Raw genomic sequence first — 14,952 nt, 5'->3', positions numbered from 1 at the left:
GGATTACACCACCGCCCCCAGAACCGCCCCCAGAGCAGCGTCCAGAACTGCTCCAAGACTCACCATCTCAACCAACGGGCGAAACTGCACCTACAGTGGCCACGCTGGTGCAAGAGCTATTTATGGCTCACCTACAGCGACGACCTGGGGGTTTAACCGGGGTCATGCAGCGGTTGACGGCAGAAATTGATCGCATTTGTGCACTGAGCGATCGCATCCAGGCCTCTGGCGACATTAGCCACTGGCAAATGGCCCTGGTGCGTCACCGAGTGAGCAAATGCCTAACCTACTACGACATGGGCTCTCACCGAGGTCGGGTCGAGCTGCACAGCAGCCTGAGCGCCATTGTCTACCGTCATGTGGCCCCACAGGGGAGTCACCTAGGGTTTAAGGGCCGCTATGCCCTGCTCGAAGACTTCATGCAGAACTTTTATATTGAGGTGCTAAACGCCTTTCGGCGAGAACATGACCTGCCTGCTACCTATACCCCCCGCACCCAGCTGGAGCTGGCGGAGTACATGGCCTTTAGCGAGCAGTACGCGAAACGGCGCATTAACCTGCGGGGCGGTAGTCAGCAGCTGATTGTGCTGCGAGCCCAGGCCTTTAGCCGCCGCCAACCGGCTGAAACCTCGGTGGACATGGCCTTGGTCAGTGAAGGGGCTAAAACCGAGGCGGCTGAATCCCACGCGCGCAGCTCGGTGGTGCAGCAGGTGCGCGAAAAAATGATGGCCGAGACCGACGACCCCGGCGATGGGGTGATGCGCGATCGCGTGATCAATGCGCTCATGCAGTATCTCAAGGCCCAAAACCAGCCTGACTGTGTCAACTACCTGGTACTTAAGCTGAAGGACTGCTCCGCTGCCGAAATTGACGATATTTTGGGCCTGTCTGCCCGCGAGCGCGATTATCTGCAGCAGCGATTTAAGTACCATGTGGAAAAATTTTCCCAGCAGCACGAGTGGCAGCTGGTACACCAGTGGCTGGGAGCCAACCTAGAATCTCGGCTGGGTATGACCCCCACGGAATGGGCTGACTTTCTAACAACCCTGCCCGCCGACTACCGTCGGTTTCTCTCCCTCAAGCAGCAGCAGAGCAACGACGGTGCCCTGACGGACGAGGCGATCGCCACAGCTCTAAGCTGGACACCGAAAAAAGTGCAGCGCAACTGGACGAAGGTGCTCAAACTGGCCTGGACGTTTCGCAATCAGGCTCGCGGTTCAGCCGCGAGCTAGGAGAATGAGCTAACCGGCGATCGCCTCTGTTTCGGTGCCGGGAGGCTCAAACTTGTAGCCTACGCCCCGTACTGTTTGAATCAGGGCTGGCTGGGTCGTATCTTTCTCAATTTTTTTGCGGATCTGGCCGACGTGCACATCGACAACCCGCTGATCGCCCACGTAGTCATAGTCCCACACCTTTTGAATCAGTTCGGCTCGTCGCCACACCCGACCGGGGTGGCTGGCCAAAAAATGCAGCAGGTCGAATTCTAGGGCCGTTAGAGGCACCATTTCTTCGTTTAGCATCACCTCTCGCCGTACCGGGTCGATGGCCAGGCTGTTGAAGGTGAGGCACTGCTGTTCAGCAGCCGTAACCGGGCGCTGACGCTTGAGAATAGCCCCGACCCGCACCTCTAGCTCGCCCAGACTGAAGGGTTTAGTTAGATAGTCGTCAGCTCCCTCGTGAAAGCCCCGAATTTTGTCTGACTCATCGGTACGACTCGTCAGCATGAGCACAAACACACCGGTACGCGATTGCATTTCTTTACACAGATCGTAGCCGTTGGTGTCGGGCAAATTTAAGTCGAGAACCACGAGATCAGGGGTGAACTGCTCAAACACCGCCAGGGCTTTTTTGCCGTCCTCGGCTGATTCCATTTCATAGTCCTGCTTGGCTAGGAACCGATGAATCAGGTTGCGAATTGCGGGGTCGTCATCGACAACGAGGATCTTGGCTTCCGCCATAATCGTACCTTTCTATAAGTTGACTGGTTAGGCTAGATCGTCAGGAACCCCTCGGGGAATCAGTTTGCGGCTGTAGCCGCAGCAAGAGCACCCAATGCCCTTTTAGTGCTTTTCACACACTTTGATCGGCATCAGCAATAAAACCACAAATAATTCCATAGCTTACTCGACAACTTTACGAAGTTACCACCCTAGCTAGTGGTCACGACCAGCCTAGATTGTTGAGCGCAGATCTATGGTCTAGCGGCGAGACGAGCCAGGACTTGGCCCCATTAGCCCCAGCAGTGGCCCCAAAATCAACCCAAACACAAACCCCCCTGAGTGAGCCCAGTAGGCGACTCCTCCTGACCCCAGGTTAGTCTCGCCCAAGCTGGCGATGCTAAACAGCGCCTGCTGGGCAAACCAAAACCCTAGGAAAAAAATCGCCGGAATACGGATGGTGGTGAAGAAGATAATTAGCGGAATTAGGGTGACGATATAGGCGCGTGGAAACCGCAGAATATAGGCTCCCATCACCCCGGCGATCGCGCCACTGGCCCCAATCGTCGGCACGGTAGAAGAGGGGTCAAACACCCACTGAGTTAGACCTGCCAGCGCCCCGCAGCCCAAATAAAAAATCAAAAACTTGACGTGCCCTAGCCGGTCTTCAATGTTGTTGCCAAACACCCAAAGGTAGAGCAGGTTGCCCCCCACGTGAAAAAAGCCGCCGTGGAGAAACTGCGACGAGACCAGGGTAATCCACTCCGAAGCAGGGGCCTGTAGCGCCCCCTGAAAGCTGGCCGTTAGCTGGTTGGGCACCAGCGCCCAGGCGTCAAAAAAGCCGTCAAGACTCTCCCGCGACAGACCTAGCTGAAACACAAACACAGCAATATTGAGGCCGATCAGCCCGTAGGTAACGACTGGGGTAATGCTGACAGGGTTGTCGTCACGAAGGGGAACCACGGCGATACCTAATGTGTGATTTTATTGTAGAGACATCATTAAAGGCATTGGCAGAAATACCCGGACTGCGAACAGCTAGGCATGGGGCAAAATTTTCAGGCTGCCTGCATCGCCATCCAAACGGGCTATGGCCCCTACCGGCAGAGCGGCATTGCTGCCGTCATGGCCAAAGGGCAGATCAGCAACTACGGGAATGCCAAGGTCGCCCAGGCGATCGCGCAGTACCTCGGCAACGGTAAAACTGGGTACCCCCTCCGGCGGTTCGCAGCGGCTAAATCTGCCCAGGGCAATGCCCTTGACCCCAGCAAGCAGACCCGTCATACGCCAGTGGGTCAACATGCGATCGATGCGGTAGGGGGCCTCAGTGACATCTTCAAAGGCCAAAATAGCGCCAGTTAGGTCGGGCTGGTGGGGAGTACCCAGCAGGTGGGTAGCCACCGTCAGATTGGCGGGCCACAGTCGCCCTACGGCACTGCCGCAGCCCCATCCTTGGCCATGTAAAGAAGGTAAACCATGACCCATGACTAAATTTTTGAGCCGCTGCTGCGACCACTCGGGCTCCGAGGCCAGGGTAGTCAGCAATGGCCCATGAATGCCAACAATCCCTTGCTTGCCCAGGCTCCACAGCAGGCTGGTAATGTCAGAAAAGCCAATCAGCCACTTAGGGGCCAACGCCTTGGGCCACTGCCAGCCCTCCAGCAGCCGGGTTCCCCCATAGCCCCCTCGGGCACAGAGAATACCGCGATAGGTTGAATCTCCTAGGGCATGATCGAGCTGCTGCTGGCGATTGAGGTCAGCCCCGGCCAGGTAGCCCCACTGGTCGTTGGCACCCGGGCTCACATCGACCGTAAACCCCCAGCTGCGCCAAATTTCTATCCCCTGGTTAAAGCGCTCTAGCTCACGCAGGGTACCGCTGGGGGCAATCACCCGCAGGCGATCGCCTACTTGCAGCGGCAGCGGATACCGCAGGGACGACGGTGAATCGGGAATGGGGATATCGGTGTTCAACCCTCTAGCTCCAGAGCAAATTCGCTATACTGCTTAACAAAGCGTTACAAAAGAGATCCATGGCTAAATCCCCTAATTCTTCTGAATCTCAAGAGTGGGGCTTTACCCCTGCTGCCGAAAGCCTCAACGGCCGCCTAGCGATGCTGGGTTTTGCCTTCGCAGTCATCATTGAAGCCTTAAGCGGCCAGGGAGTACTGCACTTTTTAAATCTGGTTTAGAGAGGCAGGCCAGAGGCAATCGGCAACGTGAGGCCAACGAGGGGATAGGGAGACAAGAGGATAAAACGGACGGTTTTGATTTTCCCTTCCTTGTTTTGACTCGTCTCCTCATCTTGTTACTAACTAAGAACGCTAGCCAGCAGAGCTTTCTGGGCGTGCATCCGGTTCTCCGCCTGATCCCACACGCGGGAGGCAGTACCTTCCATAACGTCATGAGTAATTTCTTCGCCCCGGTGGGCCGGTAAACAGTGCAGCACGATCGCCTCTTTGCTGGCCTGTTGCAACAGCGCATCATTTACCTGATAGGGCTGAAATATCGGCAGGCGATCGCCCGCTTCCGACTCTTGCCCCATGCTGGCCCATACATCGGTATAGAGCACCTGGGCCTCTTTGACAGCAGCCTCGGGATCGGTTGTGACCAACACCTTGCCCCGCCCCTGCATGAGTTGGTTGGCTTGTTCTACGATGGCCGGGGCGGGGGCATAGCCAGTGGGGCCAGCAACATGTACGTTCATACCCACCATGGCGCAGCCCAGCAGCAGAGAGTGGGCCACGTTATTACCATCGCCCAAATAGGTTAGGGTCAATCCCTGCAGGGTGCCAAACTCTTCTTGAATGGTGAGTAGATCGGCCAAAATTTGGCAGGGGTGCTCCAGATCGGTCAGAGCATTGATCACAGGCATAGAGGCGTAGTCAGCAAATTCTTGAACTTCAGCCTGATCAAACGTGCGAATGGCCACCACATCAAGGTAGCGATCGAGCACTCGAGCGGTGTCACTGGTCGGCTCGCCCCGGCCCACCTGGGTAACGCCAGAATGCAGGTCAAGCACCTGCCCACCCAGCTGATACATCGCTACCGAAAAACTGACTCGGGTACGGGTCGAAGCTTTGCGAAACAGCAGCCCCAGCACTTTCTGAGGAAACTGGGGGCGGTGCTTGCCAGCCTTCAGTTCGGTAGCAAAGGCGAGTAGTTCCGTCAACTCATCGGCGCTTAGATCGCTCAGGCTCAGCAGGTCGCGTCCGCTCAGGGGTGGCATAGCCATAGGCAAGCACTCGTAAAAATAAGACATTAGCAGATTATTGGGGAAGCCTTGTGCCGGTCTGTATCAGCAGGGGCAGAACCGTGGAACGACCTGAGGCCAGGGCCATCGCTGGGGTAAAACAGAGCCCCAGGGATCAGCAATGGGATGAATGTGCCGCCCTTTCAAGTCTGCATTATGATTGGGACATTGCATTTGCCGTGGCGGTTTTGGCCTCTGGGTTCGGTCTACGAAATGTTACTTAGCCACTTCGGGTGATGCTGTTTTATCTGTGTTTGCATTCCTATGATTAGTGCGGTTGTTCCTCCTCAGCCTCGGCTGGTCTCCCTGGAGCCGTTGCCTCAGCCTCCTACGGTGAGAGAACGGGCAGCGGCGGGCTACTTTCGCGACATTGCCCTATGGCTAAACCAGCCCCTGGCGGCCCACGGTATTTTTGTGCAGGTGCAGGCCGATCGCCCCGGCTGTTTGCGGTTGATTGTGGAGTTTCAGCGGCCGCCCATTAAAGATCGACTGCTGCGGTTTTTATGTCATCGAGTGTGGCTACTGAACTCAGAGCTGATCGAAGGAATTTTGGTGGTCGCTCGGCCCCTAGGGCACCGGCAGGTGCTGTGGCAGCAGCGGATTAAAATTGTCACCCCGGCCTTAAAGCGCCACCAAGCCGAGCTAAAGGCTACGGCCAAGCGCCATCAGCCCTCACCGCTGCCTGCCCAAATTCGCTCACCACGGCTGACCAAGGGGCTGTCGCGCCGACACTTGCAGATGCTGCGGACCTTTGTGCTATCGGGGTCAGCGGTGGCGGCTTTTGTGATGGGTTGTCTGCTAGAAGTCATTATTTCAGCGCCATCCCCCACGCTACCCCAGTTTTCAGCTCGGTCTGAGCTACAGGGTGAGGTTGCCCGTGGAGCCTATGCTCCGGTCGCTCCGACGATGACCGGAGTAGGGGACGGGGCGACCGCCTTGGTCGAAGGCCCCTCTGCCAGGTCCAGCGCTCCGGCCACCACCTCTGCCACCGCCACAACCCACCGCCCCACAGTCGTCGATGCGGCCCTTGAACCCGTAGGCGTGATAACTCACCCAACGCTCACCCCAACGCCTAGCGATGATGTCACGCTCCTGTTTGGCGGCGATATTTCTTTAGAAGATATAGCTCCCGACGCTCTGACGGCCCCCGGCGGTTTTTTTGCCGATGTCACCGACTACGGCGAGGCTGATTTGGCCCTGGTCAATTTGGCGACTCCTTTGGCGACGGCGGCTACCAATCTGGAAGAAGGCCTACGCCACCAGACCCGGGCCGATGCGGTCGATTTACTGGTGAATAGCGGTGTTGACATTGTCAACCTCACCCACAGCCGTCTGATGGACTATGGGGCGGCAGGTCTAGACGAAACCCTGACTACCCTCGACAGCAAGGGACTCTATCGAATTGGGGCCGGGCGCAATGCTCTAGAGGCCCGCCGCCCCGAGGTGCTCGATGTCAAAGGGAAGCGGATTGCCTACTTGAGCTACGCCATGGGGGGCAGCAATGCCGCCCACGATACCGACGTTCTTAAGGAGCGGGCTGGGGCTGACGACCAGGCGATCGCAAAAGAAGTAGAAACCTTCAAAACCGCCACCGCCTTTAAAGATCGCGCTGGGTTTAATGCCCAAAACATGCCCGAAATTGTGGCCGATATTCAGGCCCTACGCAATGAGGTGGACTGGATTGTGGTGAACTTTCGCTGGGTTGACCATCTCAGCGAGCAGCCCAACTTTATGCAGACAAACCTGGCTCGCCTGGCTATCGATCAGGGGGCTGATGTTGTTGTGGGCTATCATCCGACCGTAATTCAGGGGGGAGAAGTTTACAAAGGCCGACCCATTGCCTATTCCCTAGGGGACTTTGTCTTTCAACCTGATGAGCCCGTCGAAAATCAAGACTCTGCCGTTCTAAAGGTGTCTCTTAAAGACGACCAGATGCGGGTGGAGCTAGTGCCAGTGCGGGTGCGCGATTCTCATCCCAAGACCCTTGACGGCAGCGCCAGCCAGGACGTTCTGCGGCGCATTGAGCAGGCCTCGTCGCAGTTTGATCAGCCGCTGAAATCACCCGTGGTGCTAGATCTTAAAGCTCCAGAGGTGCCCCCAGAAGCCATCAGCGACCCCAGTAGCCCCTTTGTGTCGCCCGAGGCTGACGATGTCTTGCCAGTAGAGTTAGAACCAAAGCAGGAGCCTGAGGCTGAATCTGAATCTGAACCACTGCCTGAGGCATTGACGAAACCGGATAAAAACATCGATCAGCCCTTAGTTCCATCGGATTCAACGACCGAGCCTGAGACCCCAGACGGACCGGCGTCACAGCCAGAAATCGAGGTGGAGTTTAACGAAGATCTATTGGAGTGGGGACCGAAGGTATCGCCAAAGCAGCAGGAGTTTGAGCCGGTGCCGCCCCAGCGATCGGGGGGCAGTGACTCTAATACCGAAATATCGACTCCTCAGCCTGACCTGGGCCACGAAGAACCTGTGGCTGTTCTAGCCCCACCGCCAAAAGCTCAAGAGAAGACAATTGAGGTGTTTGGTGAAGTTTCTGGTGAGGTTTCTGCCTGGACCGATACCGTGCCCGAACGCCCTACACTGGTAGCGCCCGCGCCCGCAGACTAAAGCTCGAAAGGGCTTTAGCCATGGTCTCTATAAGGTTAAGGCAAACCGAACTGCCATCGTTCTTTGTCCTTAAGGGAGCTATGGTAACGTCTAGGCATACTGCCGCTGAGGTGCCCTGTGTTCGCCGTTGCTCTAAAAGCAGACTCCCCTGCCACCTACGTACTCTCTGATACCGATACCGCCGCCCGCCTCGAACTGGTGCCCGATCGCGGCGGCATTGCCACCCGCTGGCAGGTAGAAGGCCAGGATATTTTCTACTTTGACCGCGATCGCTTTGCCAACCCTGAGCTATCGGTGCGGGGCGGTATTCCCATTCTGTTTCCGATCTGTGGCAACCTGCCTGACAACCAGTACAGCCTGGGGGGGCAAACCTATAGCCTCAAGCAGCATGGCTTTGCCCGTGATTTACCCTGGCGGGTGGCCCATCAAGACGTTAGCGAAGCCGCTAGCCTCAGCCTAGAACTGAGCTACAGCGAAACCACTCTGGCTCAGTATCCCTTTGAGTTTAAGCTGGTGTTTACCTTTCGTCTGCGCGGCCATACTTTGGTGTTGCAGCAGCAGTTCACCAATCTTTCCACCCAGCCCATGCCATTTTCTACTGGGCTGCACCCTTATTTTTTGGTGGGAGATAAGTCTCAGCTAGCGTTTGAAATTCCTTCACAGGAGTTTCGCAACCACCTGAGCGGCGGAGTAGAAGCCTTTGGGGGCAGCTTTGACTTTAGCCAAGACGAGATCGATCTGGCGTTTCAGGGGCTGACGGCTGCCACCGCCACCGTCATCGATCATCACCTAGGGCGGCAGCTGACGCTCTCCTGGAGTGACAATTACACCAAGCTGGTGTTCTGGACAGTGAAGGGAAAAGACTACTACTGCTTAGAACCGTGGTCCGCTCCGCGCAATGCCCTGAATACGGGCGAAAACCTGCTCACTATTGACCCTCAGCAGACTCTAGAAACCACCATAGAGATGTCGATCGCATTTTTGTAATAGAGTCACCTATCTCTCTGGCGCGAAATCTGATTGTCAACCCATCTACCCCTGCGCCAGCGGTTTGTTTGCAAGCGGATTTCTTGCAGTTCAATTGGGTTGGAGCTTGTTCCCGGCTGCCCAATCTATCCTCTGAATCGCTTTAGGGCAGGGCGATCCCCGCGAATAGGCAGGGGGCAGCAAGATCCGCTAAAATGTGCTTCTGCCTGAAGGGGGTTACCCACCAGGCCAACCTCCCTGCATCACGGCTGGTTCTATGACCCAACTCAACAACGGCATCACGCTATTTTTTAGCTTGCTGGTCGAGGCCATGCCCTTTCTACTGCTAGGGGTAATTTTTTCGAGCGTGCTGCTGCTGTTCGTGGATGAGCAAAAGCTGTTGGCTATCATGCCGAAAAACGTGGTGCTGGCGGCCCTGGCGGGAAGTTTGATCGGCTTTCTGTTTCCGGTCTGCGAGTGCGGCAACATTCCCGTGGCCCGGCGATTGCTGACCAAGGGCGCGCCCACGGCGGTTGCGATCGGGTTTTTGCTGGCCGCGCCGACGGTGAACCCGGTGGTGTTTTGGGCCACCTGGATTGCCTTTCGCGACCAGCCAGAAATTGTATTTTTGCGGGTAGGTTTTTCCCTGACTGTGGCGGTGACGATCGCCCTTATTTTTAGCGCCCAGGCCGATATACGCCCCTTCTTACAGGACAACCTGACCCGCATGATGGGGGAACCCGACCCCGCTGTCGCAGTCTCAACTGAGCCTGAAGTATCGCCATTGCTCAAGTCAGGCACGTTTTTGATGCAGGCACCGGGGCAGGTGCTACAGCTCGATGCGCCTCCGGCCCAGGTGCTGGCCCAGGTGGCGGTGGCCCCTCCACCCATGGGCCAGCGGCTGCGAATGATGGTCGATAACATGGTGCTGGAGCTGCGAGAACTGGGGGCGGTGCTAGTTATCGGCAGCGCGATCGCCGCCTTTGTTCAAGTGGCTATACCTCGGGAAGTCATCTTGAGCCTGGGGCAGGGGCCAGTAACCTCAATTGTGGCGATGATGGCCTTGGCTTGGGTGGTATCGATTTGCTCGACGGTCGATTCGTTTTTTGCTCTATCCTTTGCGTCTACCTTTACTAGCGGGGCGCTGCTGGCCTTTCTGGTGTTTGGTCCCATGATTGACCTCAAAAACATCAGCCTGCTGCTGACCGTGTTTAAGGGACGCGCCATTATCTATTTATTTGTGCTGGCGGCCCAGCTCACCTTTTTACTGACCCTGGTGATGAATCTCTATACGGGGTAGCACCACAGGTGGGCTGCCTTTGTTGGTTGTCTGAGATTGTCGTCTAAGACTGTGTCGTTTTGACTTGCATCCATGACCTCTATCCCTAAAGCTAACGGGTCGCGCGCTCCTGGTCGGCGACAGATACCCTGGCAGGCTCTAGTCGATGCCACCATGCTGATGCTGTGGGGGCTAATGCTGCTGCGCTTTACGGTGACCGGCAAACTGTACCTGCTGCTGCACCCCGACTACATGTGGCTGGCTCACCTGGCGATGGTGCTGCTGCTGGCCATGGGCCTGGCCCGTGTAGTGCAAGTGTGGTCAAGCTACCGCCAGCGTAGCGGCCCCGCTCCTCGTAGCCAGGAGCACATCGCCCTACTGCCCCGCCAGTTTAGCAGCGTGCTATTAATTGCCATTGCGGTGTTTGGGCTGATTTACAACCCCCGTCCCTTTGCCAGCGAAACGGCATTTCAGCGGGGGATTACCGATGTGCTGGGTCAGACGCGATCGCGGCCCCAGCGTTTTTCCCTCGGCGGTGATTCTGAAAACCGGACCATTGTGGACTGGGTGCGCACCCTCAACGTCTACCCCGAACCCGACGCCTACGCCGGGCAGGGGGCAACGGTGAGCGGGTTTGTCACCCACATTCCTGGCTGGCCCGACAACATCATTATGATTTCGCGGTTCGTGCTGACCTGCTGTGCCGCCGATGCCTACCCAGTAGGGCTGCCGGTGGAGCTACCGGCAGGGGCCAACCGCCCCGCCCCCGATACCTGGCTAGAAATCAAGGGCACCATGAAAACCACTACTCTTGACGGCAAGCGTCAGCTCACCATTGGTTCTGCTACCCTGACCGAAATCCCCGAGCCTCGCACTCCTTACGAATATTAGCTATGGCCCGTCGCCGCTCTCGTCGTTCCCGCAATCAACGGTTGGCTCGCGTCCAACCCTTAGACCGCCTGGCCTTGGCGGTAATGGCTGGCCTAGCGCTAGCGATGGGGCTGCTCATTCTCTCGGGTGACCACGCTACGGCACGAGTGCGCGACTTTACTTGGCAAGACCGCCAGGTAGGGACCGAAGATCGGGCCTTTTTAATCACCTTTAGCCGTCCCATGGATGTGGCCAGCGTGGAGAAAAATCTCACTCTGGATCCACCCCTGCCGGGTAAGGTGAGCTGGGCCGGGCGGCGTATGGCCTACACCCTCACCGACCCGCTGCCCTACGGCGAGTCGTTTACGCTCAGCTTAGATGAAGCGCGCGATCGATATTCTGCCCGCCGCGATCGCCCCAGCCGTTTTGAGCCCTTTCAGGCTCAGTTTCAAACCCGGCGGCGAGCCTTTTTATACATCGGGGCCGAGGGCGACGAGGCCAACCGCCTAGTTCTAGCCGACCTGGACCGCCAGGAGCGCACCATTCTGACCCCCAAAAACCTTTCATTACTAGCCTTTCAGCCCTACCCACTGGGGGACAAGGTGCTCTTTTCGGCCAGCGACAGTAGCCAGGAAGGCGGTCTGCTCAACCAGCAGATCTATACCGTGACCACAGGTATTACTCCCCGCCCGCCGATTGATTTTATGGGCGATCGCCCGCCTCTATGGCAGCGGTTACTGCCTCAGGGCGCGCCACCCCCTTCGGGAGAAACCACCCTAGTGCTCGACAACCGCAACTACCAAAACCTCAAATTTGATCTATCGCCAGATGGGGAAACTATTGTAGTGCAGCGGGTCAATCAGCAGGATCCATCTGACTTTGGTCCCTGGCTGGTGCGGGCCGGAAAACCTCCTGCCCCGATTGAAACCGAGCCTGGTGGCGACTTTTTAATTGCTCCCGATAGTCAGTCGCTGCTGCTGCTCCAGGGTGAGGGAACCGCCATTATCGACCTGGGGGGGGAGCCAGCCAGCGGCCCCCGCCAGCCTCTCGATTTTTTGCCTAACTACGGTCGCGTGCTAGACCTAAAGGCCGACGGTTCAGCGGCGGCCATGGTCAACTTTAATCAGGATGACCCCGAAAAGCGCTTCACCGAGTCACTATTTTTAGTCACTAACCAGGGCCGCGAAGAGGAGCTTTTGCAGGTCAGCGGCGCTATTTTAGAGGCCCGGTTTGACCCTACCCGGCAGGTAATCTACGTGTTGGCCAGTGAACTAGTCGATGCTCCACTAGACAACGACACGCTGCAAACGGCCGATGCCTATGTCGAGCAGCCCCTGCTGCTGGCCATTACCCTGGCCGATGGCGAGGTTAGCCCGCTGCTGCGGCTGCCCCTGCAGCAGAACATTCACCTGAGTGTGGCCCCCGACGGGCGATCGCTGCTGCTAGATTTGACCAACCAGGCCGCCGATACTGAGTCTAACCAGGGGCCTAAGATCTGGTATTTGCCGCTAGTGTATCAGCCCCCCGACAGCAATTCCGACAGCGGCTCCGACAGGAGGCTTGGGGACGATTCTGTAGCTGCGAATTCTGCCGATGCTGACGCGGCTGAAACAGACTCCGTCGACCGTGATACTGCCGACGTGGCTGATGCTTCTGATGCTTCAGCCGCTACGCCGACCGTCGTTGATCCAAAAACCTTTCCCTTCAGCGGCATCCAGGCGACCTGGCTGCCCTAGATTGCGGTCAATCAGTATCTAGTACTCGTCGGCTGAAATATGCCCACCATTCCGAATTGCTTGGCTCCCTAGCCCCCGGAGAATAGTATCTAAACTTGCACCGCAGAGTACTAGTCAGTCAGGGCTCGGCTAACAATGCCTGACCACTGCACCTGCTTTTCGCCAGTGCGTCGGTAGGAAAAAAATCGATCGGGTTCCTGAAAGGTGCAGTGGGGGGCGATCGCTACCTGATCGCGGCCCAGCCCTAACTGATCTAGCTGCCAGGCGTTGGCCTGGCGCACATCCAGCCGCACCTTGCCTAGTGTGCCATCTTCCAGCAGCGGCGAACTTTCCTCTTCTAGTAGCGCCTTTACCACCGACTCGTCGTCGCTAGTGGCATCGCTCACCAACGTGCGCCCCACCGCTGCGGCTACCTCTACCGATACCTGGTAGACCTCGCCCGCGATCGCGGGACCAATCGCCACTACCAGATCTTTAAGGCGGCTGCCCTGAGCCTGGAGCTTGCCCACCGCCACCGGCACAATGGCCTGAGCCGTGCCTCGCCAGCCCGCATGGACAGCTGCAACCTGGCCGGTAGCGCGATCGCCAATTAGCACGGGGCTACAGTCGGCTGAGCAGACCCAGAGGGCCTGATGAGCGCGATCACTCAGCAAACCATCGGCCTCGGCCTTGGGCATTGCCCTATCGGTGGTGGGCAGATCGGCGGGGGCCAGCACCCGATTGCCGTGTACCTGCTTCACCCGCTGCACCACTGCATTTGCCGCCAGCGTCGCCGTTAGGACATCCGGGGTCTGGGGCCAAAACTGCCGAGTAAAAAAACCGTGGGACCAGGGCTTCAGCAGGTCACAGGTGAGAAAGTCTTGCCCCTGCCAGGTTTGCCAGTGCCAGTCTGCCATTTTGCCCCCGTGGCGGTTTTGATGTCTGTACGATGCTACAGCGGTCGGGACCGCTCGCCAATCTTGCTTGCCAACTCTCTCTCGCAGATTTATAGAGAAGGCGTTAAGCTACAGCGCCGTTTCATCAAGTTCTATTTTGGCGTGGTCCTGGTTGCCTCTGTGGTTTTCTTGAGGTGATAGCGTAATCGGTATCAAGAAAAACCTATTTGATTTTTGTACCCAGTCCAGCTCGGGATCTGTAGTTTTCCCACCGGTAGAACTTCACGTCTTCTGGACTTGAACTTGTTTATGTAACTTCAGGATATTCATCGGGTGAGCCTAGATCGACTCTACCAGGCTGTTCTAAAGCCCTCTAAAACGCTGGGAATAATGCCCTGTTATCAGGCACTGCGGCCGCGTTTTCACCTCCACTGGGTCGAGCAGATTGACTCCACCAACCGGGCGCTATCTGAAATGATGGCGGCGGGTGCTCCGGCGGGTACGGTGTTAGTTGCGGCGGCTCAGCAAGCTGGGCGAGGGCAGTGGGGGCGACAGTGGCAGTCTCCACGAGGAGGGCTGTACCTATCGCTGGGGCTAAAGCCCAACCTCCCGGCTTCCCGCAGCCCGTTTCTTACCCTGGCCAGCGCCTGGGGTGTAGCCACCAGCCTGGCCAACCTAGGGCTGCCAGTGCAGGTCAAGTGGCCTAACGATTTGGTGGTTGGGGGTAAAAAGCTAGGGGGCGTGCTGGCCGAAACCCATCTGGAAGGTGGCCAGGTTCAAACCGTAGTCATTGGGCTGGGGCTGAATGGATTCAATCCGGTGCCTGCCACTGGCACCTCCATTCAGCAGCTAATTCAACCGGAATTGGCCTCTGGCCCGTTGAATACCTTGGAGGACCTGGCCGCGATCGCCCTCTACGGCCTGATGCAGGGGTATCTTCACTGGCAAAACCAGGGGGATGACGCCTTTCTCGTCGACTACCAGGCTCGTCTGGCCAACCTAGGCCAGGGCCTGACCGTAGAAGGGAAATCGGCAGAGGTGATTGGAGTGGCCCCATCGGGAAATCTGCGCGTGCAGCTAACGCCCACCCATAGCGACATACCAGCGGTCAAGACGCTGGAGATTGAACCAGGTAAAGTAACTTTGGGCTACAATGCGTAGCGGCTGATTATGATGAAAAAAAATAACTTAGAGCCTATTCAAACGAATAAACTTTCCGGAGTTTATCCGTCAGTAGCCTGGCTACAGGTAGCGATGCTAGTAGGCGGCGTGGGATTAACCCACAGCGGGTTGGCTATTGCTGAAACGCCTGACACGCCTGCGCAAGAGGGACCAGTCGAAACCTCAGCTGACTACCTCATACCTGGGGCCAGCAGTGCTCATAGGTCTGGCCCCACAGCGACTCTAAGTTTGCCTTCACCTTCAG

At 57.3% G+C, this 14,952-nt stretch carries 13 protein-coding genes; 8 read left to right on the top strand and 5 right to left on the bottom strand.

What is annotated here, in order from left to right; genetic code table 11:
* Positions 1 to 1,232 (top strand): hypothetical protein (locus IQ273_RS08045; RefSeq protein ID WP_228052548.1); only part of this gene is annotated, 1,232 nt, incomplete at its 5' end.
* A gap of 9 nt (positions 1,233 to 1,241) precedes the next feature.
* On the opposite strand, the gene IQ273_RS08040 is transcribed toward IQ273_RS08045, so the two are convergent.
* The 3 genes from IQ273_RS08040 to IQ273_RS08030 all read right to left on the bottom strand — a co-directional run bounded on the left by IQ273_RS08040 (position 1,242) and on the right by IQ273_RS08030 (position 3,908).
* A complete protein-coding gene (locus IQ273_RS08040) occupies positions 1,242 to 1,958 on the bottom strand; it encodes a response regulator transcription factor (RefSeq protein WP_194022651.1) in 717 nt (238 codons plus the stop codon).
* A 240-nt stretch (positions 1,959 to 2,198) separates the two neighbouring features.
* A complete protein-coding gene (locus IQ273_RS08035; RefSeq protein WP_194022650.1) occupies positions 2,199 to 2,900 on the bottom strand; it encodes a rhomboid family intramembrane serine protease in 702 nt (233 codons plus the stop codon).
* 75 nt (positions 2,901 to 2,975) lie between these two features.
* A complete protein-coding gene (locus IQ273_RS08030) occupies positions 2,976 to 3,908 on the bottom strand; it encodes an LD-carboxypeptidase (RefSeq protein ID WP_228052547.1) in 933 nt (310 codons plus the stop codon).
* Positions 3,909 to 3,967: 59 nt separating this feature from the next.
* On the opposite strand from IQ273_RS08030, the gene IQ273_RS08025 reads away from it, so the two are divergent.
* Complete coding sequence (locus IQ273_RS08025) at positions 3,968 to 4,126, top strand: chlorophyll a/b-binding protein (protein ID WP_194022649.1); 159 nt, start codon at positions 3,968 to 3,970, stop codon at positions 4,124 to 4,126.
* 119 nt (positions 4,127 to 4,245) lie between these two features.
* On the opposite strand, the gene argF is transcribed toward IQ273_RS08025, so the two are convergent.
* On the bottom strand, positions 4,246 to 5,163 hold the full coding sequence (argF, locus tag IQ273_RS08020) for an ornithine carbamoyltransferase (RefSeq protein ID WP_194022654.1): 918 nt from the start codon (positions 5,161 to 5,163) through the stop codon (positions 4,246 to 4,248).
* Positions 5,164 to 5,451: 288 nt separating this feature from the next.
* Here argF and IQ273_RS08015 point away from each other — a divergent pair, with 288 nt between their 5' ends.
* The 5 genes from IQ273_RS08015 (at position 5,452) to IQ273_RS07995 (ending at position 12,651) form a co-directional block, all read left to right on the top strand.
* The gene (locus IQ273_RS08015; RefSeq protein WP_194022648.1) at positions 5,452 to 7,800 is read left to right on the top strand and encodes a CapA family protein; all 2,349 of its coding nucleotides are present in this window, start codon (positions 5,452 to 5,454) and stop codon (positions 7,798 to 7,800) included.
* Between the two features lie 117 nt (positions 7,801 to 7,917).
* Positions 7,918 to 8,787 carry an aldose epimerase gene (locus IQ273_RS08010; protein ID WP_194022647.1) on the top strand — a complete coding sequence of 290 codons (870 nt, stop codon included), beginning with the start codon at positions 7,918 to 7,920 and terminating at the stop codon, positions 8,785 to 8,787.
* Positions 8,788 to 9,043: 256 nt separating this feature from the next.
* On the top strand, positions 9,044 to 10,066 hold the full coding sequence (locus IQ273_RS08005) for a permease (protein ID WP_194022646.1): 1,023 nt from the start codon (positions 9,044 to 9,046) through the stop codon (positions 10,064 to 10,066).
* A gap of 72 nt (positions 10,067 to 10,138) precedes the next feature.
* Positions 10,139 to 10,936 (top strand): TIGR03943 family putative permease subunit, encoded by a 798-nt coding sequence (locus IQ273_RS08000; RefSeq protein WP_228052546.1) that lies wholly within the window; start codon positions 10,139 to 10,141, stop codon positions 10,934 to 10,936.
* Between the two features lie 2 nt (positions 10,937 to 10,938).
* Complete coding sequence (locus IQ273_RS07995; RefSeq protein ID WP_194022645.1) at positions 10,939 to 12,651, top strand: Ig-like domain-containing protein; 1,713 nt, start codon at positions 10,939 to 10,941, stop codon at positions 12,649 to 12,651.
* A gap of 110 nt (positions 12,652 to 12,761) precedes the next feature.
* On the opposite strand, the gene pgeF is transcribed toward IQ273_RS07995, so the two are convergent.
* On the bottom strand, positions 12,762 to 13,547 hold the full coding sequence (gene pgeF, locus IQ273_RS07990; RefSeq protein ID WP_194022644.1) for a peptidoglycan editing factor PgeF: 786 nt from the start codon (positions 13,545 to 13,547) through the stop codon (positions 12,762 to 12,764).
* 312 nt (positions 13,548 to 13,859) lie between these two features.
* Here pgeF and IQ273_RS07985 point away from each other — a divergent pair, with 312 nt between their 5' ends.
* Entirely contained in the window at positions 13,860 to 14,687 is an 828-nt protein-coding gene (locus tag IQ273_RS07985) for a biotin--[acetyl-CoA-carboxylase] ligase (RefSeq protein ID WP_194022643.1), read from the top strand.
* The last annotated feature ends 265 nt before the right edge of the window (positions 14,688 to 14,952 follow it).

The sequence above is a fragment of the Nodosilinea sp. LEGE 07298 genome (assembly GCF_015207265.1).
Taxonomy (GTDB): Bacteria; Cyanobacteriota; Cyanobacteriia; order Phormidesmidales; family Phormidesmidaceae; genus Nodosilinea.
The sequence above is the reverse complement of the archived record's forward strand: the minus strand, read 5'-3'. Positions and strand labels throughout refer to the sequence as shown.